We start from the raw sequence: 24,491 nt of genomic DNA, 5'->3' as shown, positions 1-24,491 counted from the left end.
AAGGGAACTGGATTCGTAGGGAGCCCTTGGGCGACTGAGAATCCAGTGACACGCTTCCCACCGGGGCAAAGGTGGTGGCACCAGCCACCAAAGGGGGTCGCCTTTTCCCCACCCGCAAGGGCGGTTTGCCTGTTTTCCACGGGCGAAAGCCCGGTTGTGAAGGTTTTCTACAAACTGGCGCCGCAGGCGCCCACCACAACCCTCGCGCCATCGGCGCGTCAAACTTTAGAACCCTCAGGCCGCAGGCTTGTCAAACCTCGGCCCGAAGGGCCGTCAACCCTCACGCCCGGCAGGGCGTTCATTCCTCACTGCTTTTCTTCTTTTTCTGGGCCTCATAGAGTTCATAGTACTTGCCCTTTTTGGCGATGAGTGCCTCATGGTTTCCGGATTCAATGAGGCTGCCGTGGTCGAGGACGTAGATGCAGTCGGCGTTTCTTACGGTGGAGAGGCGGTGGGCGATGATGATGGTGGTCCTGTCTTTGGCCAGATCGTCCAAAGTAGCCTGCACTGTTTTTTCTGTCTGGGTATCCAGGGCGGAGGTGGCTTCATCGAAGATAACCACGGGAGGATTCTTGAGGAATACCCGGGCGATGGCGATTCTCTGTTTCTGGCCGCCCGATAGCTTCACGCCCCTCTCGCCTACTTTGGTATCGTAGCCGTTGGGGAGGGATTCGATGAATTCATCCGCCGCAGCCATTTTGGCAGCCCGCCGGATTTCATCCATGGACGCCCCTTCTCTGCCGTAGGCAATGTTTTCAGCAATGGTGTCGCCGAAGAGGAAGACGTCCTGTTGGACAATACCGATTTTGCGGCGAAGGTCCTGCTGGGCAAATTCATTGAGGTTATGGCCGTCCAGGGTGATGGCCCCTTCGGTGGGTTCGTAGAAGCGGAGGAGCAGGCTCACCAGGGTGCTCTTGCCGGCCCCCGTTTCCCCGACGAAGGCCACGGTCTTTCCAGCAGGGATGTCAAAATTCAGATGATGAAGGATGAGCCGGTTCGGTTCATAGCCAAAGGAAAGGTCGTGGAAATCGATGTCCCCCTTCACATGGGTAAGGGCCAGGGGATGGGGCGGGTCCTTGATGGAAGGCTCGGTGTGCATGATTTCCTCAAAGCGGTGGAACCCTGCCATGCCCCGCTGGTACACCTCCGCCAGAATGGTGAGGCGGAATACAGGACGCATGAAGATATTCACATAAAGAAGGAAGGCCACGAAATCGGAAAGAAGGAGTTCGTCCCTGGTAATCATGAAACCGCCGGCCAAAATAACCACGACGTTGATGAAATTGGTAAAGAAATTGATGGAGCCCGAGAAATAGCCAACCAGTCGGTAGGACGCAAATTTTGTATTTCTAAGGTCCACACTCTTTTCCTCAAACCGGGAAAGTTCGAAGGCCTCCTGGGCAAAGGCCTTCACCAGGCGGATGCCGGAAAGACTTTCCTCCGCCCGGGCAGCCACTTCCCCTGCCACCCGCCGGTTCTTCCGGAAGGCCCCCTTCATCTGCTTGTTGATTTTCACGGTGTGGATGGCCTTGGCCACCAGAAGGGCGCCGATCAGAAGAGCCAGCTTCCAGTTCATCACCAGCATCACCACCAGGGTGCCTGCCATAATGACGCCGCAGAGAAGCACATCGTTAGGGCCCCGGAAAGAAAGTTCGCTAATTTCCGTAATATCACTGGTAATGCGGGAGAGCAGCTGCCCCGTCTTTTCATTGTCAAAATAGTGGAAAGACAGCTTTTCAATATGGGAAAAAAGGTCCCGCCGCATATCATGCTCAATGGAGGCGCTCATGACGTGGCCATAGTACTGCACCAGGAATTGGATGATGAAATTGATGATGTAGAGCACAAGAAGAATGGCTGAACCCCAAAGGAGCCGGTGCATATCCTTCTCCGGCAGCACCTGGTTAATCAGATTCCTCACCACAATCGGGAAAATCAAGTCCAGTCCCGCCATGGCAAAGGTGCCGATAATGACCCACACCAGGATTTTCATATAGGGTCTGTAGTATTTCATAAATCGTGTAATCATAGTATCTCCTTTATGGCCGCCGCAGGCGGCCATTTGACACGCCTCTTGGCGTGAGGGTTGACGGGCCTTCGGCCCGAAGGTTCTTAAGGTTCTTAGGTTTGACGGCCCTACGGGCCGAGGGTTGTGGTATCGCCGCCTTTGGCGGCGATGAGTATGAAGTCAGCGTTACGGGACTGCCTTCCCGCTTAACCGTCATTCTGAGCGACAGCGAAGAATCTCCGTACAAGTCGCTTATGAGACAAATGTCATTAAATACAAGTCGGCGGGGAGGCTGCTCTATGCTTTTCCTTGGCTTCATAAGCGATGAATAGCATTCTGCTAATTGGCTCACTGCGTTCGCCACCCCCTATCCCGCTTCGCGGGACTCCTCCCTATTCAAGGGGGAGAATAAACCGCTCTACGCTTACCTCTGGTATCATGTGGCACACTGCTGAGCCCCCATAGTCCCACTAGCGGAGATGGGGGGAAAGGTGGTAGCGCCAGCCACCAAAGGGGGTGCGCTTTTCCCTCGCCCGAAGGGCGGTTGTACGGTTTTCCTACAGGCGAAGCCCGGTTGTAACGGTTTTCTTTATATTGCGCCGCAGGCGCCACCACAACCCTCGCGGCCAGAGGCCGTGTCAAACTTTAGCACCCTCAGGCCGCAGGCCTGTCAAACCTCGGCCCGAAGGGCCGTCAACCCTCACGCCCGAAAGGGCGTGTCCATAAAGCCGCCCACCACAACCCTTTGATCCCTTTGCACCCTTTTGAACCTTCTGAACCCGGGGCCGCCAAAGCGGCCCCTATATTTTCCATATATGCAGCCGGTAGGCTCCCAGAAGGCTTCCTTCCGGCGTCACCGCCGGCACTTCTATGCCTGCCATGAGGGAGCTGTCGTCTGAGATGGCTATATTCTGCAGGGGGCCGGCAGTGTGATAACGGACGATGAGGCTGCCATCAGCAAGGTTCACGGCGTCTGCACCGTGGGCCTTATAGTCGTGGTTCCGCACGTTTCTTCCCACCGCCAGGGCGGCGATGCCTTTGGCGGTGCCCACCGCTTCGATTTCACCTTTTGCTGTGTATTTCCAGCGGAAGGAGCCGTCTTTCCCAAAGAGGAAGAGGCTGTTGCTGGAGGGATGGATCACCGGGGCCGGCATCTGCCAGTTGTCGCGACTGAAGGTGTTGATGGTGTCGAAGAGCACGCCGTCCTTTGTAAAGAGGGCGTCCCTGCCGGCGGCGAAGAACCAGGTGCCGTTCATTTCCTTAGGCTCCGCTATGGTACGCTGCCAGAGGATGTTTCCCTCTTTGTCCAGAAGGAAGCCCCTGCCGTCACTGGTCATGGAAGCCATATATGTGCCGTCATCGGACCACACCGGGCCGTTTCTCATGGTGACGGAGCTGAAGCGGGGTGCTGTATCTATGGATGTACTATGGAGCAGGGTGCCGTCTTTCCCATCAAGCACATATATATTTCTATTATACTCCAAATTTTCTATTTTTGATTTATCATAATTGGCGGTTCCGAAGGCAAAACGGCTGCCGTCCTCTGTGATTTCGCCCCAGTTCACCCAGGCGTCCATGGGATGGTCTTTGGGATAGCGCCATCTTTCCTCGCCGGAAGGGGTGAAGGAAACCACCCGGCTCAGGTAGCCCCGCTGTCCCGTGTCGGTGACAGTGAAGCGGTAGAAGACAGCATAAATATTTCCGGCACGGTCGGTGGAAATATGGATGGTCTGCGGGTCTGCCCGAATGTCCGGTTCCCCGCCGATGACGTCAAAGCCTTTGAATTTCCAGAGAATATCGCCGGAGGAAGCGGAAATGGCATAAAGGAAACCGTCTCCGCTTTTTTCGCCTGCGTACACCCTTTTTCCATCCGCCGAAAGGGCCATGGAGCGAATCATGCCAGTGCCTATGGAGTGGCTCCATTTCTCCTCCCCCTCTTTGGAAAGGAAACGGAGTTCCCCATTGGCCGTGCCCACCAGCCAGCCGCCGGAAGGCACATAGAGGATTTCTCCCCCTTCAAAGCCCATGCGGTCGTAATTTCTGCCTGCCATTTCCCCCAGCGGCACCACGGTGCCGGCGTCCTTATCCTTTGGCGAGAACATCTGCCAGGGCGTGCGGCTTCCGGTGACCCAGAAAAGGGCAAGCCAGGTGGCAAAGAGAAGGAGGAAGAGACATAGGGTTTTCCATTTTTTCATAGGTATAGTTTCGTCCAGTCATAAATTACACGCAGGGTGCCGAAATACATCCCCTTCAATGACAGAGCATAGAGGATTTTGGCGGCGCCGCAGAAAAGTACAAATAGGAAGAAAAGAAGGGACGCCCCCTTTTCGCTTTCCCTCCAGGGACGGGCCTTCCTTTCCTTTGCAAGGAACAGGCCGCGGCTGGTGACGGAAAGGGAAAGAGTCTGGGCACGGCGCAGACACCTGGCCAGAAGGGGCTTAATCATGTAGGGAATGTGCCGCAGCACCTGATGTCTTCCCTGTTTAGAGCCGCTTCGAAGCTGCAGCGCCGTCATCACCTCCCCCGCCTCCGCCGCCAGGATGGGGAAGAAGCGGATAGCCGTCACCAGCATGAAAGCGGCTTGGGGAGAAAGGTGCCAGGCGGTGAGCCCTTTCAAAAGGTCCCTGGGGTCGCTGGTCCAGCAGACCAGAAGGCCCAGAGAAATCATGGAAGCCGTGCGCATGCCCTGCACGGCGCCGTAAATAATCCCTTCCCGGTAAATATAAAGGCCCCCGGTTAAAGACCCCAGCCAGGGAAAGTCCGGAGAAATGAGCATGAGGAGCGGCGTCCTTGGATTCTGGCTGAAGAAAAGGGCCTGGCTGGAAATGGACCCCCAAAGTCCCAGCAGAAGGAAAATGGCGAGCACCTTCCACTTGTACACCGGCGTTTTTCCCAGAAAATGAAAAAGAAGGGTTAATGTGAAGAGGATGAAAAGAGTTCTTCCATTGTCCACAATAATCATCATGAAAGCGTAGAGAAGAAGAAATGACAGCTTCGTCCTGCCGTCCAGGGCTGAAATTACCGATTTTCTGTCACTTCCCTCCCGGGTCTGCCGAAATGACATGGGCCATCACCTCCTCTATGGTTATGCAGGGCTCTATGGAAAGGCCTCTGGAAATATCCATCATAGGCGGCAGAGAAAGGCCGCTTTCCTTCATGAGCCGGGGGCTGCTGAATAAATCATGGGGACTGCCGTGGGCGATAAACCGGCCCGCCTTCAGCACATACACTTCCTCCGCCAGATCCGCCGCCAGCTCCATGTCATGGGTGCAGAGGAAAATGGTACGTCCCTCCGAGGAGGCCATGCGGAGCATATCCCGAATATCGCGAAGGCTCTTCTGGTCCTGCCCGGTGGTTGGCTCGTCAAGGATGAGAAGATCATTGTCCCTTCTGGCAAGAAGGGCGCCGAACACCACCCGGAGCCTCTGCCCCTTGGAAAGGGCCAGAGGGAAATCGTGACGATAATGGGCAATGTGCAGTTTGTGCAGAAGTGCATCCAGCTCCTTTTCCGTGATTTCCTTATTGTTCCAGGTGAGTTCCTCCTCCACCGAATCAGTGAGCAGCATGAGATCCGCCTCCTGCCGCATGAAACCGGCGTGGTGCCTTTCCTTTTCCGCCGGCCTGCCGTGGATCAGCACTTCCCCTGCCGAAGGGGTAAGAAGACCGGCCAGCAGGTTCAGAAGAGTGGACTTTCCGGCACCGTTAAAGCCCATGAGCGCCGTAATGCTTCCTTTTTTCACCGTAAAAGAAATGCCCTTCAGCGTTTCCTCTTTGGCGCCGGGATAGGTATAATGAATATCCCTTCCTTCCAGAATCACATCACCGGAAGGAACAGGCCTCGTAATCTCCACATGGGAGCAAAAGGGAATCCCCGCCTTTTTGATTTCCATAACCGTGGCTTCCTTATCGGAAGAAGCCTTCGGCAGATGGAGCCGGCGGGAAAGCTTCACCGTCTGGGGCTCCCGGATACCGTAGATTTCGGTATCCCCCATTTCATTCCACGCCCTTTCGCAGGGGCCGTCATAAATGAACCGTCCTTTATCCATAATGCAGAGCCTTTTGAAATGGGAAGCCAGCTCGTTCACCCGATGCTCCACCATGAGGATGGTCATGTGGTCCCTTTCGTTCAGACTGTGAAGAAGGGACAGGAAATCATTCACCCCCTGGGGATTCATCTGGCTCACCGGTTCATCAAGGATGAGCAGCTTCGGATGGGTCACCAGAATGGACGCCAGGGCCAGCCGCTGCCGCTGGCCACCGGAAAGGGCGTGAATGCTCCTTTCCTCCATGCCCGAAAGCCCCACCCTGTCCAGGGCCAGGGACACTTCCTTCCGAATTACGTCTTCCTCTTCGCCCCGATTCTCCAGGGCAAAGGCTGCCTCGTCTCCTAGGGTCATGGCAAAGAGCTGGTCATCCGGTGTCTGGTACACCGTGCCCGCTATGAGGCCGATATCTTCAGCGGTCATGGCACGGATATCCCTGCCGCAGAGGGTCATGGTACCTTCCAAGTCCGCATCTTCCAGAAGTCCCGTCACCGCCTTGATGAGGGTGGACTTTCCACAGCCCGACCGGCCGGCGATGAGCACCATTTCCCCTTCGTCCACCGAAAAATCAAGATGGCTAATGGTTTCCTTCTTTCGGGAAAGATAACGGCAGGAAAAATCTTTGATTTCCAGTATCATGATCCCATCACCTGCCTCAAGCGGCTCCCCGTCTTCCAGCCAAGGAAACTTCCCAATGTGCTGTAGAGAAGGCCGTTAATCACCATGTAAAGACCGATGAACCAGTCCGCATAGTACAGACGGTAGAAAAGCATGAGCTGCTGCATATTGATAAAGGTAATCCCTGCGTCGCATACCCCCAGCACCAGGGAAATGAAAAGTCCGTAGGACAGGGAAATCTTTTCCTTTCTGTAAAAACCGGTCACATAGAGGGCCGCTTCGATGACCACAATGGAAACGGCGGTGAGCAGAATCCCCACCGGCGTCACCCGCCCGAAAAGCACCGCCGAAAGAAGCCAGCGGATAAGGTAGAACAGGGCCGTCACCCCGGGGCGGCGGAAAAGCACCAGAAGCGACATGAGGAGCATGTACTGCACCACGCCGCTTAAAAGCCCCGTCACCAGTCCAGAAAAGGGCCCCAGAATGACATGAAGGAAATCGCCTGCCAGTGTCACTGGCACCACCACGCCGCCAAAGGCCAGCGCCCCGAAAAGGGCGGCTGCAATGTCTCCCCTGGCTCCGATATGAAGCATGGTCTTCCTGATTTTTCCAAAAGAAAGAATTACTAGAAGAAGACAGAAGCAGGAAAAGGCGGTGGTCACCATGCCAACGCTTCGGCTCTTCACCACCGTCAAAGGAAGCTCCGTAATCTTTTGGTTCTCCCCGTCGGACAGGGTAATGCGAAGATTATATTCCCCCTCCGACAAAGTAAAGGGATTGGCATACAGAGGAATCACGGCGGTCTGCATTTTACCGCCGTTCAGCAGAAAGTCCGTTTCCGTGGAAGATGAATGGTCCGGAATGGTTCCATCCTCAGAAGAAGACAGGAGCCCCTCCTTCACCTCGCCGCTTCCCCGGTCCACCAGCTCCGCCTTGAAATGAACCTGCCGCACATCGCGCTGGGGATTTCTCATGTCCAGCAAAAGATAGGTATCCGGCCTGGCCAGAATGGCGGTCCAGTCGATGGGACTCCCGGTAAGCCGATGTTTCATATTCTCCAGTGTCACATCGGGAAGTACCATGGTATTGGCAGAAAGACGGGCATCCGTCTCCCCCGACTCATTCACCGGAACCACCACGCCCTGGATATACCAGGACTCCCCCTTCTTCGCCTTGGCCTTTTCCTCCGACCGCACATTCCGGATGGTGAAATCCAAATCCCTTGCCATTTCATAATCCGGACCGGAAACGGAAATCGAAACCTTCCCTGCACCTTCAGAAATAGAAGAAGAAACGTCGACGGGCACCACCTCAAACACATTGCCAAAATCAGCAGGAAGGGTCCACTCCATATGAATGCGCCCCGCCTGATCAAGAGACCAGCCTTCCCCGGAAACAGCCGAAAGCCCCTCCGGAAGGGACACCGTAATGGAAACGGGCTCAGCGGGCCGGTTGAAATGGTCCAGGGACACAAAAAGAAGCTGCCTGCTCCCGGGACTGGCGGGCATGGCATCGGTGCTGCTTAAACGGTAAGGAAAAGAAGCCTCCAGACGCACCGGAATATCCTCTGCCGAAACAGGCAGCCAAGAAATCATCCAGCAGAAAAGAAGCATAACTATGCGGATTGGCATAAAAGACCTCACTATGAATTGGGAAATCGGAAAATACTGGCTTTATTATACTATATATAGGGCGCGCTCTGCGCGCCCGGGTTCAAAAGGTTCAAAAGGTTCAGAGGGTTCAGAGGGTTCAGAGGGTTCTCAAGATTGACCGGCCTTTGGCCGGAGGGTTCTAAGGTTTGACAGCCCTTCGGGCTGAGGGTTGTGGTATCGCCGCCTTTGGCGGCGATGAGTATGAAGTCAGCGTTACGGGATTTGCTTTTGTATCTCCAGTGCTGCATGACGGAGTGCATTAGCCTCCTTCCTCTGGAAGGCAGAAGCCCTGCAGAGGGCTTCTGAGCCGGGCTCTTATTTGAGCATAGCCTGCACATTAAGCGAACACCTTAAAGCCCGGCCGTTGGTGTCGCCGGAGGCGACGGAGGATAGCAGGATTTTCGTAGAAAATCCGAGGCCCCCACAGGGGCCTGATGTGACTCATACGTATTCTTGCGTAGTTTCGGACCTATCCTCAGGGCTTCGCCCAGCTCCTTTCTGAGAAAGGAGCCTGCGTTATTGGGACTGCCTTCCTGTATCATATAGCATGATAAACATTCTGTTGATTGGCTCACTGCGTTCGCCACCCCTTCCCCTTATCCGGCTGCGCCGGACTTTCCCCTATTCAGGGGACAGAATAAACCGCTCTACGCTTTCCTGTAGTGTCATGTGGCACATTGCAGAGTACCCATAGTGCCCCCTGAACAGGGGGAAAGGTGGTGGCGTCAGCCACCAAAGGGGGTTTCCCTCGCCCGAAGGGCGGTTTGCCTGTTTTTCCTCGGGCGAAGCCCGGTTGTAAAGGTTTTCTTTATATTGCGCCGCAGGCGCCACGACAACCCTCACGGCCTGAAAGGCCGTGTCAAACTTTCGAACCTTCGCGCCAACAGGCGCGTCAAACCTTGGCCCGAAGGGCCGTCAACCCTCACGCCCGCAGGGCGTGTCAATCGTGTCAATAAAAAAACGGCCATTCGGCCGTTTCTTTATTTTATCCCATATATGGAAAGTCCGTTTTTTCTTGTTTCTTCCACCACTGTTTCCACCGGTATACCCTTGAGTCTTGCGATTTCTTCTGCCACGTAGATAACATTGGCCGGTTCGTTTCTTTCTCCTCTATGGGGAGGGGGTGTGAGGTAGGGGCTGTCGGTTTCTATGAGGAGGCGGTCTAAAGGGATTTCCCGGGCCGCTTCCTTGAGGCGGCGGCTATTTGGGAATACCAGCGGGCCGGCGAAGGAGATATAGAAGCCCAGTTTCATCAGTTCTTCTGCGGTCTCCACGCTGCCGGAGAAGCAGTGCATAATGCCTCTCATGCGGCTGTTTTTGTGTTTTTTCAGGATGGAGAGGGTGTCGCCGTGGGCTTCCCTATCGTGGATGAGGAAGGGAAGGTCCAGGTCTCTTGCCAGTTCGATCTGCCTTGCAAACCATTTCTGCTGGGTTTCTTTATCGCTGTAGAAGAAATGGTAGTCCAGGCCGATTTCGCCGATGGCTTTGACCTTGGGCAGCTGGGCCAGGTCCCCTATTTTCTGCAGGATTTCTTCGCTGGCATATTTCGTTTCATGGGGATGGATGCCTACGGCCCCGTAGACGGGACCGTAGGTTTCTGCCAGACGCACCGCCTTTTGGCTGGTTTCGTAGTTTTCGGAGGGAATAACCACGTAGTCCACCGCCTCCAGGGTACAGGTCAGGACTTCATCCCTGTCCCGGTCGAAGGCTTTGTCGTAGAGATGGGCGTGGGTGTCGAAGGGTTTCATTATTTGACCTTGCTGCCGGCAGGCATGTCCACGAAGGGAACTTTCAGTTCTCCGTCCTTGGAGGCTGCCAGGATCATGCCCTGGGATTCGATGCCCATGAGCTTGGCGGGTTTCAGGTTGGAAACGAAGATGACGTGTTTTCCGATGAGGTCTTCGGGCTTGTAGTATTCGGAAATACCGCTGACCACGGTTCTCACGTCGTTATCGCCGAGGCTTACGGTCATTTTGATAAGTTTCTTGGATTTCTTCACCTTTTCGGCGGTAAGAATTTCCGCTACCCGAAGGTCGGTTTTGAAGAAGTCGTCGATGGAAATGGGATTTTCAATTTCCTTTTTCTTTTCTACCACAGGCGCTTCTTCTTCTTCGATTTCAATGCGCGGGAAAATCTGCTCTCCCTTGTGGGTCTGTGTACCGTCGGGAATACCGCCCCATACCAGGTCTTTGTAGCAGGCATCCTTGAAATCAGAAAGGCCCAGCTGGTTCCAGATCTTTTCGGAAGCGATCGGAATCACCGGTTCCGCCATGAGGGATACGAAACGCAGGCCTTCGCAGAGGTGGTAGAGCACGGCGTCCAGCAGGTCCTTCTTCGCCGGGTCTTTGCCCAGGGCCCAAGGCATGGTGACGTCGATGTACTTGTTCAGGGAGCGGATATAGGTCCATACGGCGCGGATGGCGTCGTTAATCTTCCAGTTGTCCATGCCGCTCCGGAAAGCGGAGTGGGTGGCTTTCGCATTGTCTTCCACTTCTTTGGAGGCTTTGGCAATGACGGGGTCCGAAGAAGCGTCGCCTTTACGAAGGACGCCGCCGTTGTACTTGGCAGCCATGGAGAGGGTGCGGTAAAGCAGGTTGCCCAGGTCGTTGGACAGGTCGGAGTTGATACGGGAAATGAGACGGTCCCGGCTGAAGTTGCCGTCCTGTCCCAGCTGGATGTCGTTTAAGAGGTAGTAGCGGATGGCGTCGGAGCCGAATTCACGGAGCAGCGGAATGGGGTCGATGACATTGCCCTTGGATTTGGACATTTTTTCGCCGTCAACAATGAGCCAGCCGTGGCCATAGACCTTCTTCGGCAGTTCAATGCCCAGGCTCATGAGCATGATGGGCCAGATAATGGTATGGAAGCGGACGATTTCCTTCCCCACCAGATGCACATCGGCAGGCCAGAATTTCTTGAACTTTTCCGGATCATCCACAATGCCGGCCGCGGTCAGGTAGTTCACCAGGGCGTCGAACCATACGTACACCACGTGCTTCGGGTCAAAGGGCACAGGAATGCCCCAGGTGAAGCTGGTGCGGGACACGCAGAGGTCCTCCAGGCCGCTCTTCACGAACTGGATCATTTCATTTCTTCTGGATTCAGGCTGAATGAAATCGGGATGCTCTTCGATATATTTCATCCAGCGGTCCGCATATTTGGACATTTTAAAGAAATAGGCATCCTCACTCACCCGCTGCAGCGGACGGCCGCAGTCCGGGCAGATATGGTCCGGCGTGAGCTTGTTTTCCGGCCAGAAGGTTTCGTCGGGGATGCAGTACCAGCCTTCATACTTGCCAAGGTAAATGTCTCCCTTGTCATAGGCCCGCTGGAACAACATCTGAACCACCTTCTTATGACGCTCTTCGGTGGTACGGATGAAATCGTCGTTGGAAATATTGAGTTCCTTCCACAGCTGCTTGAAAAGGGCCACAATGCCATCTACGTACTGGATCGGCGTAACCCCTGCTTCCTCCGCCTTCTGCTCGATCTTCTGGCCGTGTTCGTCGCTGCCGGTCAGAAAGAACACATCATAACCGTCCAGTCTCTTGAACCGGGCCATGCTGTCCGCAATGGACGTACAGTAGGTATGTCCGATGTGCAGCTTCGCACTGGGGTAGTAAATGGGGGTGGTAATATAATACGCTGGTTTTTCACTCATAAAAAGACCTCCTGCATTGTATTTGGTGAAAAGAATATCCTCTTTAGTTTGCAATATTCTTTATTATAACTCCATGAGGGAAGATATACAAATGGCCGCCGCAGGCGGCCATTTGAACACGCCTGTCGGCGTGAGGGCTGACGGGCCTTCGGCCCGAGGGTTCTTAAGGTTCTAAGGTTTGACAGCCCTAACGGTCAGTCGATTAAAAGGAAGGCCCTTTTATGAGCAGGCTATGAGCCAACTTCGACTGACTTGCACATTCTATGCAGAATGTGCACAGCCTGAGGGTTGTGGTATCGCCGCCTTTGGCGGCGATGAGTATATAGTCAGCGTTACGGGACCAGCCTCTGTGTATCCATTGCTGCATGACGAAGAGCAAGACCCCCCCTTCCTGCTGACTGGTATTTATGGGTACTCCGGTCACTTACTACTTGTACCGAGATTCTTCACTGCGTTCAGAATGACGGTGCCGGCAGGAAGGGGGCCGCAGGCGACAGAGGAACATCGTGGATTAGACGATAGAAATCAGATGTCAGACAGCGCCACGAGCCTTGCTCTCTCGCCCTCACGGTCATTCTGAGCCGCAGGCGAAGAATCTTGGTAAGCGCCGACATTGACTCCGACTAGCACACTAGTCCACTAGCTCACTAAAAAATACCGGTCGGCGGGAAGGCTGCCGTTTGGCAGTCAGGTCAGCGTAGAGTATCAATCCGGCTTGCAGCGTCGTACACCCTTTGCCGCTTCGCGGCGTTCCCCTCAAGGGGGAAACAAGAACATAGCGGGATTGTCCTTTGTGTCACCAGTGCTGCCTGACGGAGGATAGGGGCGTCGTTGAAAAAAGGTTCTTAAGATTGACCGGCCAAAAGCCGGAGGGTTCTTAGGTTTGACGGCGGCTTCGCCGCAGCATTTAGCCTTCTTCCTCAGGAAGAACCGTCGGCAGGAAGGGAGTCTGACATCTGACGTCTGACCGTCTGATTGTCTCAAAACCTCAAATCTCAAACCTCAAATCTCAATTCTCAAACCTCCAACCTCAATTCTCTTCCCTCCCCCATTTCTCTTTCAGCCTGTCCAGTCCGGCGAAGACGAATTCTTTCAGCATGTCCGCTTCTTCCATTTTCTGTTCCTTATCCTGTCTGGAGAGGCCGTACATGACAAGGCCCATCTGGCGGTGGCCGGAGAGGAGGAAGATGAGGAAGGGGGACAGGGCGGTGAGGAAGGCACGGGGCACCCTTGGGTCATCTGCCGGAATACCCAGATAGGCGGAGAGCATATCCAGTACCGGCGTCAGTTTCCTGCCTATATAGCTTTCCGCAAAACTGGAGAAAATGGCGGAGGGGTTGATAAGCTCCCGTATGCTCACCTTCACCTGCCAGCTTTCGGAGAAGAGGGCTTCTTTGACGTATAGGTCCAGAAGTTCCATGAGCTTGTCCCTAGGCGGTATGTCCCTATGGTAAATCGTATCAATTTCCACCGGGGAAATGACATAGTGGTATACTTCGTTCAGCACCGCTTTATAGAGACCTTCCCTGCTGCCGAAGTGATAGTTCACGGCGGCCAGGTTGGTTCCTGCCAGGCGGCAGATATCCTTGCTGGTGGTGCGGTCAAAGCCCTGGTCCGCGATGAGGCGGCCGGCGCACTCAATGAGCCTTGCTTTTGTTTCTTCTCCGTCTTCTCTTGTACTCTTTTTGATGGATTTCATAGATTCACCTTCAATTCATATGATGGCGGAACAGGTAGCCCGCAATATTCAGTGTCACCAGGGAAATGGCGGCCAGGGGTACGAAATTCCAGGCCAGCTGGCTGAATGTGAGCCCTTCCAGATAGATGCGCCGTATGAGCTCCAGCGCAAAACGCAGGGGATCCGCATAGGTAATCATCTGCAGGAACTGGGGCATATTCCTGACCGGCGTGATAATGCCAGAAAGGAGGGCCATGGGAATCATGAAAACGATGACATACACCAGCACCTGCTGCATGTTTTTGGAAATGGAAGACACAATAAGTCCGCAGCCGGTGGAGCTCAACAGATAGAAGAAGAGGGCCGTATAAAAGGTGACAAGGGAGCCCGCAAAGGGCACCTGAAACCAGAAATAGCTGATACAGAGGAGGATGGTGCACTGGATGAAGCCCACAATCATAGGCGGCACCGCCTTGCCTATCAAAATCACCGCCGGAGAAACCGGCGCCACCAGGAGCTGTTCGAAGGTGCCCTCCTCCCTTTCCCGGGCCACGGATAAGCCGGAAAGAAGAAATACCTGGGCAAAGCTCAGAAGGCCGATAATGCCGGGGAGGAAGAACCACCGGGTAATCTGGTTCGGGTTGAACCAGGTCCTGCTTTCAATGGTGACCGGGCTGTCCCTCTCTGCCAAATCCAGATTAAACCGGCCCACAATGTGGGCGGCGTAGGCGGAAGAAAGGCCGGCGGTCATGGTATTTCTGCCGTCCGTAATCAGCTGGATTTCCGCCTTGTCTCCCGTATCCAGTTTCCGCTCAAAATCGGCAGGAATGACCACTGCCATCACCGCGTCGCCCCGGGTGATGTAAGTTCCCATTTCATCGGGATTCTGGAGGGTGGCGATGCGGTGGAAAAGGCCGGTGCCGTCAAAACGGGCAAGAAGCCTTGAGGACGCATAGCTCCTGCTTTCATCCACCGCCACATAGGGCGCGTCTTCCAGATTGTAATTGGCGGCATAGCCGAAGAGGAAGCCCAGAATGATGACCGGAATCACCACGATGCGCCGGGTGGCGGGGTCGTTCCATATGGCCATGATTTCCTTCACGCAGATGACCCGGAGCTGCTGCAGGAAGAGTCTGATTTCATCCATCATTCCACCTTCTTCTTCGTCATGCCGAAAGCGGCGCTTACAAAAAACAGGGCATACAGGAAGAGAAGCCCTCCCTCCTTCAAGAGAAGCCCTGTGTCCGTGCCGGAGAGGAATAGGGTTCTGATGGAAATGAGGTAGTGGGAAAAGGGCAGTACCTGCCCCACCGCCTGCACGAAGGCCGGCGTGGAGCGAAGGTCGAAAATGAAGCCCGACAGCACCAGGCAGGGCAGGAAGCTGATGAGCAGGGAAAACTGGCAGGCCAGGAACTGCCTTTTCGTAACGGCGGAAATCACAAGGCCTATGCCCAGTGCCACCAGCAGGTACACCATGGAAATCAGAATCAATGCCATGAGGGAGCCCACCATGGGCACTTCAAAGAGAAAACGGGACAGCACCAGGCAGATGCCCATGCCCAGAAGGGCTACGCAGAAATAGGGCACCATCTTGGCCAGCACCAGTTCCATAGGCTTTACAGGGGTAACGAAGAGGGATTCAAAGGTACCCCGCTCCCATTCCCGGGCCATGACCACGGAGGTGAGCATGACTCCTACAATGGTCATGATAAGCATAATGAGACCGGGGATAAAGAACCAGGTACTGGAGTTCGCATCGTTGAACCACATGCGGGAAACAATGGAAATACCGCCGCCGGTAAAGCCTTCTTTAGCCATCCAGGCGGAGAGGGAGCTTTCCACATAGGAGCCGGTGCTCATGGCGGTGGCCGTTTCCACGCCATCCATGATGACCTGCACCTTTGCCCGCCCTTCATAGAGGGAGGACGTGAAATCGGGCGGTATGTCAATAATTACATTCACATCCCGGTCAAGCAGCGCCCTTTCCGCTTCCGCCATGCTTGTCACATAGCGGGGCGAAAAATAATCGGAGCCGTTCAAAAAGCTCACCGCATCCTGGGCCTTGGGAGACGCATCCTCCAGCACCACGGCGCAGGGCACATTTTTCACATCCAGCGATATGCCATAGCCGATGATAAGGATAAGAATAATGGGGAGAACGATGCCCAGAAGGAGGGAACTGGAATCTCTTCCCAGCTGGAGAAATTCCTTGTAAATCAGCGCCTTCATGCGCCGGCAGAATCCTTCCATGGATTTTTCTCTCCTTTCTTTCTGGCTTCATCTACGATCTTAATGAAAATATCATCCATATCCGCCCGAGGCTCATGGAGCTTTTTCCGGATTTCCGACGGACTGCCGATGGCCAGGAGCTGGCCATTGTCCTGTATCATGAATCGGTCGCAGTACTCCGCTTCCTCCATGAAATGGGTGGTAATGATGATGGTGGTGCCCCTGGCGGCCAAAGTGGTAATCTGCCGCCAAAAATTGCGCCTTGCCAGGGGATCGATGCCGGAGGTGGGTTCATCCAGAAATAGAATCTTCGGCTCATGAATGAGGGCGCAGGCCATGGACAGGCGCTGCTTGTAGCCGCCCGGCAGGTCTCCCGCCTTCATGTCCATCCTGTCCCCCAGATAAAATTCCTTCACCACTTCTTCTATCCGCTTTTTCTTCCGGCTCGGCGTCAAACCGTAAATGCCGCCGAAGAAATTGAGATTTTCCCGTACAGTCATGTGGCCGTAGAGAGAAAATTTCTGGGCCACATAGCCGATATTGGCGCGGGCCCTGGTCCTGGCCTTTCTTAAATCCACCCCCGCCACGGAAAGAAATCCGCTGGTTTCCGGAAGTAGGCCGCAGAGCATTTTAAAAGTGGTGGTCTTTCCGGCGCCGTTTGGCCCCAGCAGGCCGAAGATTTCTCCCTTGTGCACCTCAAAGGACGTATTGGCCACCGCCGTGAAGTCTCCGAACTTCTTCACCAGATTTTTCACCTGGATATTCACTTCTTCCGACGGCCGGCCCCCTTCGTCCAGGGCCCTTTCGCTTTCCGGCGAAGCCTTCAGCACAGAAGATTCCGCCTTCCGAAGGAGTATCATGAAGCCGTCTTCCAGCCGGGGCGTATCTTCCACTGCCGTAAGTCCCTTCTCTTCTAAATAGGGGATTTTCATTCCCCTTTCACGGGCAATGAAATGAACCTCCCCGCCCCGGGGCACGGCATCCACCACATGTTCATCATCGTCCAGAAGATGGGCCTGCAGAATCCGAGTGGGCACCCCTTCCTCCGGCATCACCCGATAGGTGCGGCCCTCGCCCATGCGGCGCAGGTCTTCCGGCGTCCCGTCCGCCAGGATATGGCCCTGGTTCAGCACGAACACATGACGGCACATTTCCGCTTCATTCATATAGGCGGTGCTTACGAAGATGGAAAGATGCTCTTCCTTCACGAACTCCTTCAGGATTTCCCAGAGCTCCCTTCTGGACAGAGGATCCACCCCCACCGTCGGTTCGTCCAGAAGGAGCAGGTCCGGCGAACGGACCAGGGTGCACGCAAGGCCCAGCTTCTGCTTCATGCCGCCGGAAAGCTTTCCTGCAAATCGTCCGGTGAAACGCTCCAGTCCCATCATTTCCAGAAGTTTTTGGAAACGGGCAGGCCGCGTTTCCTTCGGCACACCATGAAGGTCGGCGTAAAGATTCATATTTTCCGAAACCGTCAAATCCTCATAGAGGCCGAACTTCTGGGGCATGTAGGAAATACGGCTCTGGATTTCCTGCGCATCCTTCACGCTGTCAAGGCCCAGTACAGAAAGGCTGCCGGAGGTGGGCACCATGAGGCCTGCAATGAGCCGCATGAGGGTGGTCTTTCCGGCGCCGTCGGGACCGATGACCGCCGTAAGTTCCCCCTTTTTCACGGAAAGGGACAGATGGTCCAGGGCAGGAAGCAGCTGTCCCTTCCTGATTTCAAAGGCCTTGTACAAATCATCGGCCCTGATTACCCATTCATCCAATGTCATCACCCTTTACAGTCCGATTTTTACGGTAGCCGGCATGCCCATGCGAAGTTTATTTTCCGGATCCCTCACATATACCCGCACCTCATAGAGAAGGGCCGTGCGGAGCTCCGAAGTTTCCACATTTTTCGGCGTAAATTCGGCGGTGGAGGAAATATAGCCGATCTGCCCCTTCACCGGATTTTTCGAATCGCTGTCCGTATAGACCTCTGCATCCATGCCTTCATGGATTTTGCCAAGGTCTCCTTCCTTCACATACACCCGCACCCATTTCTTCGTATTCAGGGAAATACGGAACACCGGCTTCTGGGGAGAAGCCATGTCCCCCACCTCCATTAAGCGGGAACGGACCACGCCGTCCTGGGGCGCAATGAGCTCCGACTGGGACAGGGTGTATTCTTCCTGCTTCAGCGTATTCTGCAGCGCATCCAGCTGGGCTTCCCCGGCAGCCACATCTTCACTCCGGGGACCTGCCACCGCCAGATTCTGCGCTTCCTCCGCTTCGTTCACTTTGGCTTCTGCCACGTTGAGCTTCGTTCTCGCATCCTCCAGCACCTGGCGGCTCACGGACTTTCCGCCGGAAGCCTCGAAGGCATCCTGCTTCCTCTGGTAATCGGAGGCCAGAAAATCCTTCTCTGCCCGAGCTTCCTTCACCTTCGCCTCGGCGCTCCGCAAATCCTCTGCCCTGGTGCCGTTGTGGAGCTTATCCACCACCGCCTGCTGGGCGTCGATCTGGGAACGGGTAATATCCATGCGGTGCTCCAGGTCCGCCGTATCCAGCTTCGCCAGCACCTGTCCCTTCGTCACCGCATCCCCTTCCTCCACAAGGATATCGGAAATACGGTCACTGTTCTTAAAGGCAAGGGACACCTCCCGAAGGTCCACATTGCCATACAGCACCAGCTGCCGCGCAGCCTCCTCCGCCGCTTTGTGGTTCCTGTACTGGTACAGTCCAAATCCCAGTATCAGCACAAGAAGAAGGGCTGCAAGGACGGAGGCCTTTTTGTGTTCCTTGATTTTGTCTAACATAGTATGCACCTCTTTTATATAATGGACACGCCCTGCGGGCGTGAGGGTTCAAATGGTTCAAAAGGTTCAAAGGGTTCAGAGGGGAAGGTGGACGGGCCCTTCGGGCCCGAGGGTCCGTAAGGACCCTTGCTTCTATCTTCTATCTTCTATCGTCTACCTTCTATTCTCTATCTTCTACCCTCCATCTTCTCTCCCTCTTTCTCATCCAGCGGCTTCCATCCGCCGCCCAGGGCTTTGAAGAGGGCCACCATGTCGGTGAGCTCTTTTCCCTTGGACAGGGTATAGTTTTGGTCCAGAGAGAGGCAATGGCGCTGAGCATCCAGTACGTTCATGTAGTCGGAAAGGCCATAGGTGAACTGATTCTGCGAAAGATCCAGCGCCTCCTTTGCCTTATCCCGCCCCTTTTCCAGGGAATCCTTCCGGATTTTGTCCTGGCTCACGGCGGTCATGGCGCTTCGTACTTCACCGGCTGCTTTGAGCACCGTATTTTCATAGGCCGCCTGCATTTCCTTTTCCTTTTCGCTCTGCACCCTCACATTTCTTTTGAGGGCGCCGCCGTTGAAAAGAGGGTACGTCACCTGGGGCATGATGCCGAAGGCGTGACTGCCGGCGGAGAAGAGGCCGCCGGAAAGGGCCGCCAGGCCCAGCACGCCGAGGATGGAAAACTTCGGTTTCATTTCCGCCCTGGCTTCCCTGGTTTTAGCTATCTGCGCCGCCCAGGCCATTTCCGCCGCATGCACATCGGGCCGCTGGCGGAGCACCTCCGCTGGAATGGCGTTGTACAGGGTGCTGTCGACGTCCGGAAGGGGCGACGGGGTCAGGAGTTTTTCATTCAGCGCTCCCGGCACGGTGCCGGTGAGAATGGAAATCCGGTTCAGCGCAGCTGCGATTTCCGTCTTCAGTTCCGGCACCTTGGCCTCCGATTCATGAAGTGTGTAGGATGCCTGGTCGGCGGGAAGAGCAGAAAGAAGACCGGTGTTTTCATTCACCTGAAGGAGGGAGAGATTTTCCTTCTGGTTTTGGATATGGGCCTCTGTCACCGCCAGCTCTTCCTGCAGGGTGCGGAGGGTGATGTAATTCATGGCCACCTCCGCCGAAAGGGATACCCATGTAGAGTAAAGCATGCCCCTTTGTGCCTCCAGCGATTTTTCCGAAGCCTTCACTTTGGCCCTGTTTTTGCCAAAGAAATCGGGCTCCCAGGAGGCATCCAGTCCTGCATAGGAAAGGTTATGGCTGTTGTCAATGGTCATGCCTGGCACTTTTTCCAGCGCCGCCGGTGTCACGTCGGAAATCGCCCCTTCCGGTGCCTGTGCCCTTACCCAGCCGGCGCCTGCATGTACCCAGGGCACCAGGGATGCCTTGGTCATGCCCAGTGCTTCCCGGGCCTGCTTCAGCCGGGACTCCGCCTGCGCTAAATCACGGTTCCGGTCAAGGGCTGTATAAATGAGAGAGTCCAGCGTGTCATCATGAAAGACCTTCCACCACTCCGACAGCACTTCCGGCGACAGGGAGGCTCCCTTCGTTTCTGTGAAATAGGGATTTTCGTATATTCCCGTCAGAGCGGTCCAGGAAGTTTTCTCCAAATTCAACGGCTCCTCTGCCCTCGCCGCCAGGGGAAACAAGCAAAAAGCAGCCGACAGCAGGGAAACTGCGCCAAGGGCTGCTTTCTTTTTCCTATCCATACCGCCACCTCCTTATGAGCAGCATATGAAAGAAACTATCATCTTTTATGTCCTTATTTTATCAAATTCAAATTTGAATTACAACTATCCTGTTGAAAGTTTATATGGAAAAAGAACGGAAGGCTGTCCGGAAGTTTCTATCTTCTTTCATCTATCTTCTATCGTCTATCTTCTATCTTCTTTCGTCTAAAACTCATTGCGTTCCCTGAATTATAAGCGTATAATTAAAAACCGTAATGCTTCTTTTTACATATATAGGAGGACCCCTTTGATTTCCAAGATACAATCCATTCTTTCCCATATCAAGCTGATTCACCAGATTGCCCTGGGCCTGGTGATAGGCATCGTGCTGGCAGTGACCCTGCCACAGTCGGTGCCGCTGCTCAAGGTATTCGGCGACCTTTTCGTGAAAGCCCTGAAAAGCGTGGCTCCGGTGCTGGTTTTCTTCCTTGTCATCAACGCCATTGCACAAAAAAAGCCAGACCAGAAGGGCAGCATGAAGCCCATCGTCACCCTGTACATGACAAGCACTTTCCTGGCTTCCATTATCGGCGTGTCCTTTTCCTTCCTCTTCCCCACCACCCTCTCCCTTGAGACCGGTGCGGAAGTGGGAAATACAGCGCCGCCCAGCGGTATAGGAGAAGTGCTTTTCAACCTGGTCATGAGCACCATCGACAATCCGGTGAGCGCCCTCTTGAATGCCAATTACATCAGCATCCTCCTCTGGGCAGTCATCTTCGGCATTGCCATGAAATCCATGGGCAGTGACCACACGAAAAGAATGCTTGATGATACCGCCAAAGCAGTCACCAAAATCGTGGGCTGGGTCATCCACCTGGCGCCCCTTGGCATTATGGGACTGGTGGCCAATTCCGTAGGCAGCGAAGGCCTTTCCGCCCTCCTTGGCTATATGAAGCTTCTGGCCGTCCTTATTGGCGCCTACGGCACCGTAGCCCTGGTAATGAACCCGCTCCTTGTTTTCACAAGGATTCATAAAAATCCCTACCCCCTGGTACTCACCACCCTGAAGGAAAGCGGTGTCTATGCCTTCTTCACCAGAAGCAGTGCCGCCAATATTCCGGTAAACCTCTCCCTATGCCGCCGTCTGGGACTGGACCCGGACATGTACACCATTTCCATCCCCCTGGGAGCTGCAGTCAATACAGCCGGCGCCTCCGTCACCATTTCCGTCCTCTCCCTGGCCGCCGCCCACACCCTAGGCATTGAAGTAGACATCCCCACGGCCTTCCTCCTCTGCCTGGTAGCCACCATCGGCGCCTGCGGAGCCTCCGGAGTCGCCGGCGGCTCCCTCCTCCTCATCCCCGTAGCCTGCGCCTCCTTCGGCATCAGCAACGACATCTCCATGCAGGTGGTGGGCGTGGGATTCATCATCTCCGTACTGGAAGACGCCTGTGAAACAGCCCTAAACAGCTCCAGCGACGTCCTCTTCACCGCCACGGCGGAATTTGAAAAGAGAAGAAAAGAAGGCACTTTGAAGAGTTCGGATATGGTGCTGGAGGGAGACGTAGAAGATAGACGATAGAAAGTTTTCTGTGGTGATGGAACCGCAGTGGTGTCATGTTTGAGTAGGAAACCATTCGTAAACAGTTTCCTGCCGTCATGAATCACCACCGGCGCCACGCCGGATGGGAAACTATTTGCAAACAGTTTCCTATTGCTATGAAACGCCATCGGCGCCACGCCGGATAGGAAACCCTTCGCGAACAGTTTCCTATCGCTATGAAACACATCGGCTTCATGCCGGATAGGAAACCATTCGCGAACAGTTTCCTGCCGCTTTGAAACGCCATCGGCGCCACGCCGGATAGGAAACCATTCGTAAACAGTTTCCTGCTGCTATGAATCACATGGCCCCCATGCCGGACAGGAAACCATTGGCAGGCTGCTTCCCGCCGACTGGCATTTAACGAATTTTCTCTCACTTACTACTTTTACCGAGATCCTTCGCTAACGCTCAGGATGACAGGTGGGAGGCGGGAAGAAAATTTCTAAACACAGTAGTTCTGCCACGCCGAATAGGAAGCCTTTCCACAATAAAATCCCCGCCGGTCATGATTTCATGACCGGCGGGGATTTTTCATTTCTCAGCACTTTTTCAGAACTTTCACGATTTCTCCCATGTAAATGCTGTGGTTATTGCCGGCCTGTCTGCCGGAATTCCATCTTTCGTAGGTTTCCTTGTCCGTATAGAACTCTTCCTTCATTTCATGGGTATAAATCTTCCGGCACACCAGGATCAGGTCCGCTTCTTCCAGACCCACCGCTTCGTCACCAATAGCATAGGGATGAAGGCCGCTGCCTTCGAATTTGTCGCCGTCCCTTCCGGAGTGGGAGCCCATGTAGCTTTCCTTTGGCTTTAAGGATACCGGTGGGAAGGACAGTGTGAAATAGTCCTGGGCATCCAGAATGGTCTTGGTGAAACGGCTCTGGCGGATATAGATGGAAGCCACCGGCTTTCTCCACATGACACCGAAGCCGCCCCAGGTCACAAGCATGGGATTGCATTTTTCTTTATTTCCTGCGGTGACAATGCAGTAATCGGCCAGATTGGTAAACGGATTCAGTCCACATTCTTCCACAGGGATTTCTTTAAAAGACATAGCAGGTCTCCTCTCATTCAATAAATTCTATACGGATTATACCATTTTCTTATATATTTCTAAAGAGGAATTATGATAAAATACCGAAAGTAAATATTCTTACAAGGAGTCACTATGAGCCAGCGGAAAGCCGATTTTTTTCTTTTTACTGCCGCCTTCGTGTGGGGCAGTTCCTACGGATTTATGAAACTGGGCGCAGAGACCATGCCGCCTATCTCCATTGCGGCGCTGCGCTGTCTTTTTGCCTTCTTCCTCCTTCTCCCCTTCTTCATGAAGCGTATCAGGAAGACCGACCGGGAAATACTGAAATACAGCGCCATCACCGGCTTTCTCATTGCCGGCGTCTTCATCGGCGTCATTTACGGTGTCATCGGCACCTCCGCCTCCACCGCCGGATTCCTTATTTCCACCTCCGTCATCATGGTCCCCATCCTTCACGGTCTCTACATACGGAAGATGCCCTCCCTGCCCATCATGGCAGGCACCGCCATCGTCACCGCCGGTCTTTTCATTCTGAACGGTGTCACCTCCATCACCTTGGACAAGGGTTTCGTGCTCTGCCTGCTGGCGGCCTTCCTTTACGCCCTGGACATTCTCTTCACCAATACCTTCGTCTCCAAAGTAGACAGCCTGCTTCTGGGCATATGGCAGATGGGCTTTGCAGGCCTCATGGCCGGCGCCGCCTCCCTCCTCCTGGAAACGCCAAGGCTCCCTTCCACCCTTCCCGAATGGAGTGCCATCCTGGGGCTTGCAGTCTTCTCCTCCGCCTACGGCTTCACCGTGCAGGCCGTGGCCCAGGAATATACCACCCCCGAAAGGGCAGGCTTCATTTTCTCCCTGGAACCGGTCTTCGCCGCCATCTTCGCCTACTTCTTCCTCGGTGAAAACATGGGCATAGGAGAACTCACAGGCGCCGCCCTCATCCTTCTGGGCGTGTGGGCCGCCGGAGGAACAATCCGTCTGCCGGCATGGATAAAGGGCCGCTGATGCGGCCCCGGGTTCAAAAGGTTCAAAGGGTTCTGCCCGCTTCCAGCGGGCGGGTTCAGAAGGTGTGGTATCGCCGCTTCTGGACACGCCTGCGGCGTGAGGGTTCAGAAGGTTCTTAGGGTTCTAAGGTTTGACAGCCCTTCGGGCTGAGGGTTGTGGTATCGCCGCCTTCGGCGGCGATGAGTATGTAGTCAGCGTTACGTGCCTGCCCTTAGTGTCAGAAGTTTTACATGACGAAGAGCCAGAGCCCCCTTCCCCAGGAAGGGGGTGGCGCCGGAGGCGACGGAGGATAGGGACGTGAATTAGACGATAGACATCAGAAATCAGACGACAGACTGCGTTACGTGCTAACCTTCCCGCCCTCATGGTCATTCTGAGCCGCAGGCGAAGAATCTTGGTACGCGGCACTTATGAGGCAAATGCTATTAAATACAAGTCGGCGGGAAGGCTGCCGTTTGGCAGTCAGGTCAGCGTAGAGTATCAATCCGGCTTGCAGCGTCGTACACCCCTG

Annotated in this window: 16 protein-coding genes; 2 read left to right on the top strand and 14 right to left on the bottom strand. The window is 54.6% G+C overall.

Annotated elements, in window-relative coordinates; translation table 11 throughout:
* Positions 1–298 precede the first annotated feature (298 nt).
* From QZQ29_RS04320 to QZQ29_RS04260, 13 genes are all read right to left on the bottom strand, one after another.
* Positions 299–2,029 carry an ABC transporter ATP-binding protein gene (locus QZQ29_RS04320; protein ID WP_296960162.1) on the bottom strand — a complete coding sequence of 577 codons (1,731 nt, stop codon included), beginning with the start codon at positions 2,027–2,029 and terminating at the stop codon, positions 299–301.
* A 779-nt stretch (positions 2,030–2,808) separates the two neighbouring features.
* Positions 2,809–4,203 carry a PQQ-binding-like beta-propeller repeat protein gene (locus QZQ29_RS04315; RefSeq protein ID WP_296960160.1) on the bottom strand — a complete coding sequence of 465 codons (1,395 nt, stop codon included), beginning with the start codon at positions 4,201–4,203 and terminating at the stop codon, positions 2,809–2,811.
* Positions 4,200–5,072 (bottom strand): energy-coupling factor transporter transmembrane protein EcfT, encoded by an 873-nt coding sequence (locus tag QZQ29_RS04310; protein ID WP_296960157.1) that lies wholly within the window; start codon positions 5,070–5,072, stop codon positions 4,200–4,202. The genes QZQ29_RS04315 and QZQ29_RS04310 overlap by 4 nt, the downstream gene beginning before the upstream one ends.
* Positions 5,041–6,690: an ABC transporter ATP-binding protein gene (locus QZQ29_RS04305; RefSeq protein ID WP_296960154.1), complete on the bottom strand. Its 1,650-nt coding sequence runs from the start codon at positions 6,688–6,690 to the stop codon at positions 5,041–5,043. Before QZQ29_RS04305 ends, QZQ29_RS04310 begins: the two co-directional genes overlap by 32 nt.
* Complete coding sequence (locus tag QZQ29_RS04300) at positions 6,687–8,300, bottom strand: hypothetical protein (RefSeq protein ID WP_296960151.1); 1,614 nt, start codon at positions 8,298–8,300, stop codon at positions 6,687–6,689. The genes QZQ29_RS04305 and QZQ29_RS04300 overlap by 4 nt, the downstream gene beginning before the upstream one ends.
* A gap of 1,001 nt (positions 8,301–9,301) precedes the next feature.
* On the bottom strand, positions 9,302–10,069 hold the full coding sequence (locus tag QZQ29_RS04295; RefSeq protein WP_296960148.1) for a TatD family hydrolase: 768 nt from the start codon (positions 10,067–10,069) through the stop codon (positions 9,302–9,304).
* A complete protein-coding gene (gene metG / locus QZQ29_RS04290; RefSeq protein ID WP_296960146.1) occupies positions 10,069–11,982 on the bottom strand; it encodes a methionine--tRNA ligase in 1,914 nt (637 codons plus the stop codon). Before metG ends, QZQ29_RS04295 begins: the two co-directional genes overlap by 1 nt.
* Positions 11,983–13,012: 1,030 nt before the next feature.
* Complete coding sequence (locus QZQ29_RS04285) at positions 13,013–13,681, bottom strand: CerR family C-terminal domain-containing protein (RefSeq protein WP_296960142.1); 669 nt, start codon at positions 13,679–13,681, stop codon at positions 13,013–13,015.
* Between the two features lie 10 nt (positions 13,682–13,691).
* Positions 13,692–14,810: an ABC transporter permease gene (locus QZQ29_RS04280; RefSeq protein ID WP_296960139.1), complete on the bottom strand. Its 1,119-nt coding sequence runs from the start codon at positions 14,808–14,810 to the stop codon at positions 13,692–13,694.
* On the bottom strand, positions 14,807–15,910 hold the full coding sequence (locus QZQ29_RS04275; RefSeq protein WP_296960136.1) for an ABC transporter permease: 1,104 nt from the start codon (positions 15,908–15,910) through the stop codon (positions 14,807–14,809). Before QZQ29_RS04275 ends, QZQ29_RS04280 begins: the two co-directional genes overlap by 4 nt.
* Complete coding sequence (locus QZQ29_RS04270; protein ID WP_296960165.1) at positions 15,886–17,664, bottom strand: ATP-binding cassette domain-containing protein; 1,779 nt, start codon at positions 17,662–17,664, stop codon at positions 15,886–15,888. The genes QZQ29_RS04275 and QZQ29_RS04270 overlap by 25 nt, the downstream gene beginning before the upstream one ends.
* A 6-nt stretch (positions 17,665–17,670) precedes the next feature.
* On the bottom strand, positions 17,671–18,690 hold the full coding sequence (locus QZQ29_RS04265; protein ID WP_296960131.1) for an HlyD family efflux transporter periplasmic adaptor subunit: 1,020 nt from the start codon (positions 18,688–18,690) through the stop codon (positions 17,671–17,673).
* A gap of 167 nt (positions 18,691–18,857) precedes the next feature.
* Positions 18,858–20,372: an efflux transporter outer membrane subunit gene (locus QZQ29_RS04260; RefSeq protein ID WP_296960128.1), complete on the bottom strand. Its 1,515-nt coding sequence runs from the start codon at positions 20,370–20,372 to the stop codon at positions 18,858–18,860.
* Between the two features lie 268 nt (positions 20,373–20,640).
* On the opposite strand from QZQ29_RS04260, the gene sstT reads away from it, so the two are divergent.
* Positions 20,641–21,915 (top strand): serine/threonine transporter SstT, encoded by a 1,275-nt coding sequence (sstT, locus tag QZQ29_RS04255; RefSeq protein WP_296960125.1) that lies wholly within the window; start codon positions 20,641–20,643, stop codon positions 21,913–21,915.
* Between the two features lie 562 nt (positions 21,916–22,477).
* Here the strand turns inward: sstT and QZQ29_RS04250 are convergent.
* Complete coding sequence (locus tag QZQ29_RS04250; RefSeq protein ID WP_296960122.1) at positions 22,478–22,993, bottom strand: flavin reductase; 516 nt, start codon at positions 22,991–22,993, stop codon at positions 22,478–22,480.
* Positions 22,994–23,107: 114 nt separating this feature from the next.
* Between QZQ29_RS04250 and QZQ29_RS04245 the strand changes: the two genes are divergently transcribed.
* Positions 23,108–23,980, top strand: coding sequence for a DMT family transporter (locus tag QZQ29_RS04245; RefSeq protein ID WP_296960120.1), 873 nt, complete (start codon positions 23,108–23,110; stop codon positions 23,978–23,980).
* The last annotated feature ends 511 nt before the right edge of the window (positions 23,981–24,491 follow it).

It is taken from the genome of uncultured Dialister sp., from assembly GCF_900538805.1.
Classification (GTDB): domain Bacteria; phylum Bacillota; class Negativicutes; order Veillonellales; family Dialisteraceae; genus Dialister.
Note: the sequence above shows the minus strand (reverse complement) of the source record. Positions and strands in the feature narration are given on the sequence as shown.

Coding starts and splice junctions, on each gene's coding strand:
- QZQ29_RS04320 (WP_296960162.1), bottom strand. CDS start 2,029: ATGATTACACGATTTATGAAATACTACAGACCCTATATGAAAATCCTG.
- QZQ29_RS04315 (WP_296960160.1), bottom strand. CDS start 4,203: ATGAAAAAATGGAAAACCCTATGTCTCTTCCTCCTTCTCTTTGCCACC.
- QZQ29_RS04310 (WP_296960157.1), bottom strand. CDS start 5,072: ATGTCATTTCGGCAGACCCGGGAGGGAAGTGACAGAAAATCGGTAATT.
- QZQ29_RS04305 (WP_296960154.1), bottom strand. CDS start 6,690: ATGATACTGGAAATCAAAGATTTTTCCTGCCGTTATCTTTCCCGAAAG.
- QZQ29_RS04300 (WP_296960151.1), bottom strand. CDS start 8,300: ATGCCAATCCGCATAGTTATGCTTCTTTTCTGCTGGATGATTTCTTGG.
- QZQ29_RS04295 (WP_296960148.1), bottom strand. CDS start 10,069: ATGAAACCCTTCGACACCCACGCCCATCTCTACGACAAAGCCTTCGAC.
- metG (WP_296960146.1), bottom strand. CDS start 11,982: ATGAGTGAAAAACCAGCGTATTATATTACCACCCCCATTTACTACCCC.
- QZQ29_RS04285 (WP_296960142.1), bottom strand. CDS start 13,681: ATGAAATCCATCAAAAAGAGTACAAGAGAAGACGGAGAAGAAACAAAA.
- QZQ29_RS04280 (WP_296960139.1), bottom strand. CDS start 14,810: ATGATGGATGAAATCAGACTCTTCCTGCAGCAGCTCCGGGTCATCTGC.
- QZQ29_RS04275 (WP_296960136.1), bottom strand. CDS start 15,910: ATGGAAGGATTCTGCCGGCGCATGAAGGCGCTGATTTACAAGGAATTT.
- QZQ29_RS04270 (WP_296960165.1), bottom strand. CDS start 17,664: ATGACATTGGATGAATGGGTAATCAGGGCCGATGATTTGTACAAGGCC.
- QZQ29_RS04265 (WP_296960131.1), bottom strand. CDS start 18,690: ATGTTAGACAAAATCAAGGAACACAAAAAGGCCTCCGTCCTTGCAGCC.
- QZQ29_RS04260 (WP_296960128.1), bottom strand. CDS start 20,372: ATGGATAGGAAAAAGAAAGCAGCCCTTGGCGCAGTTTCCCTGCTGTCG.
- QZQ29_RS04250 (WP_296960122.1), bottom strand. CDS start 22,993: ATGTCTTTTAAAGAAATCCCTGTGGAAGAATGTGGACTGAATCCGTTT.
- QZQ29_RS04245 (WP_296960120.1), top strand. CDS start 23,108: ATGAGCCAGCGGAAAGCCGATTTTTTTCTTTTTACTGCCGCCTTCGTG.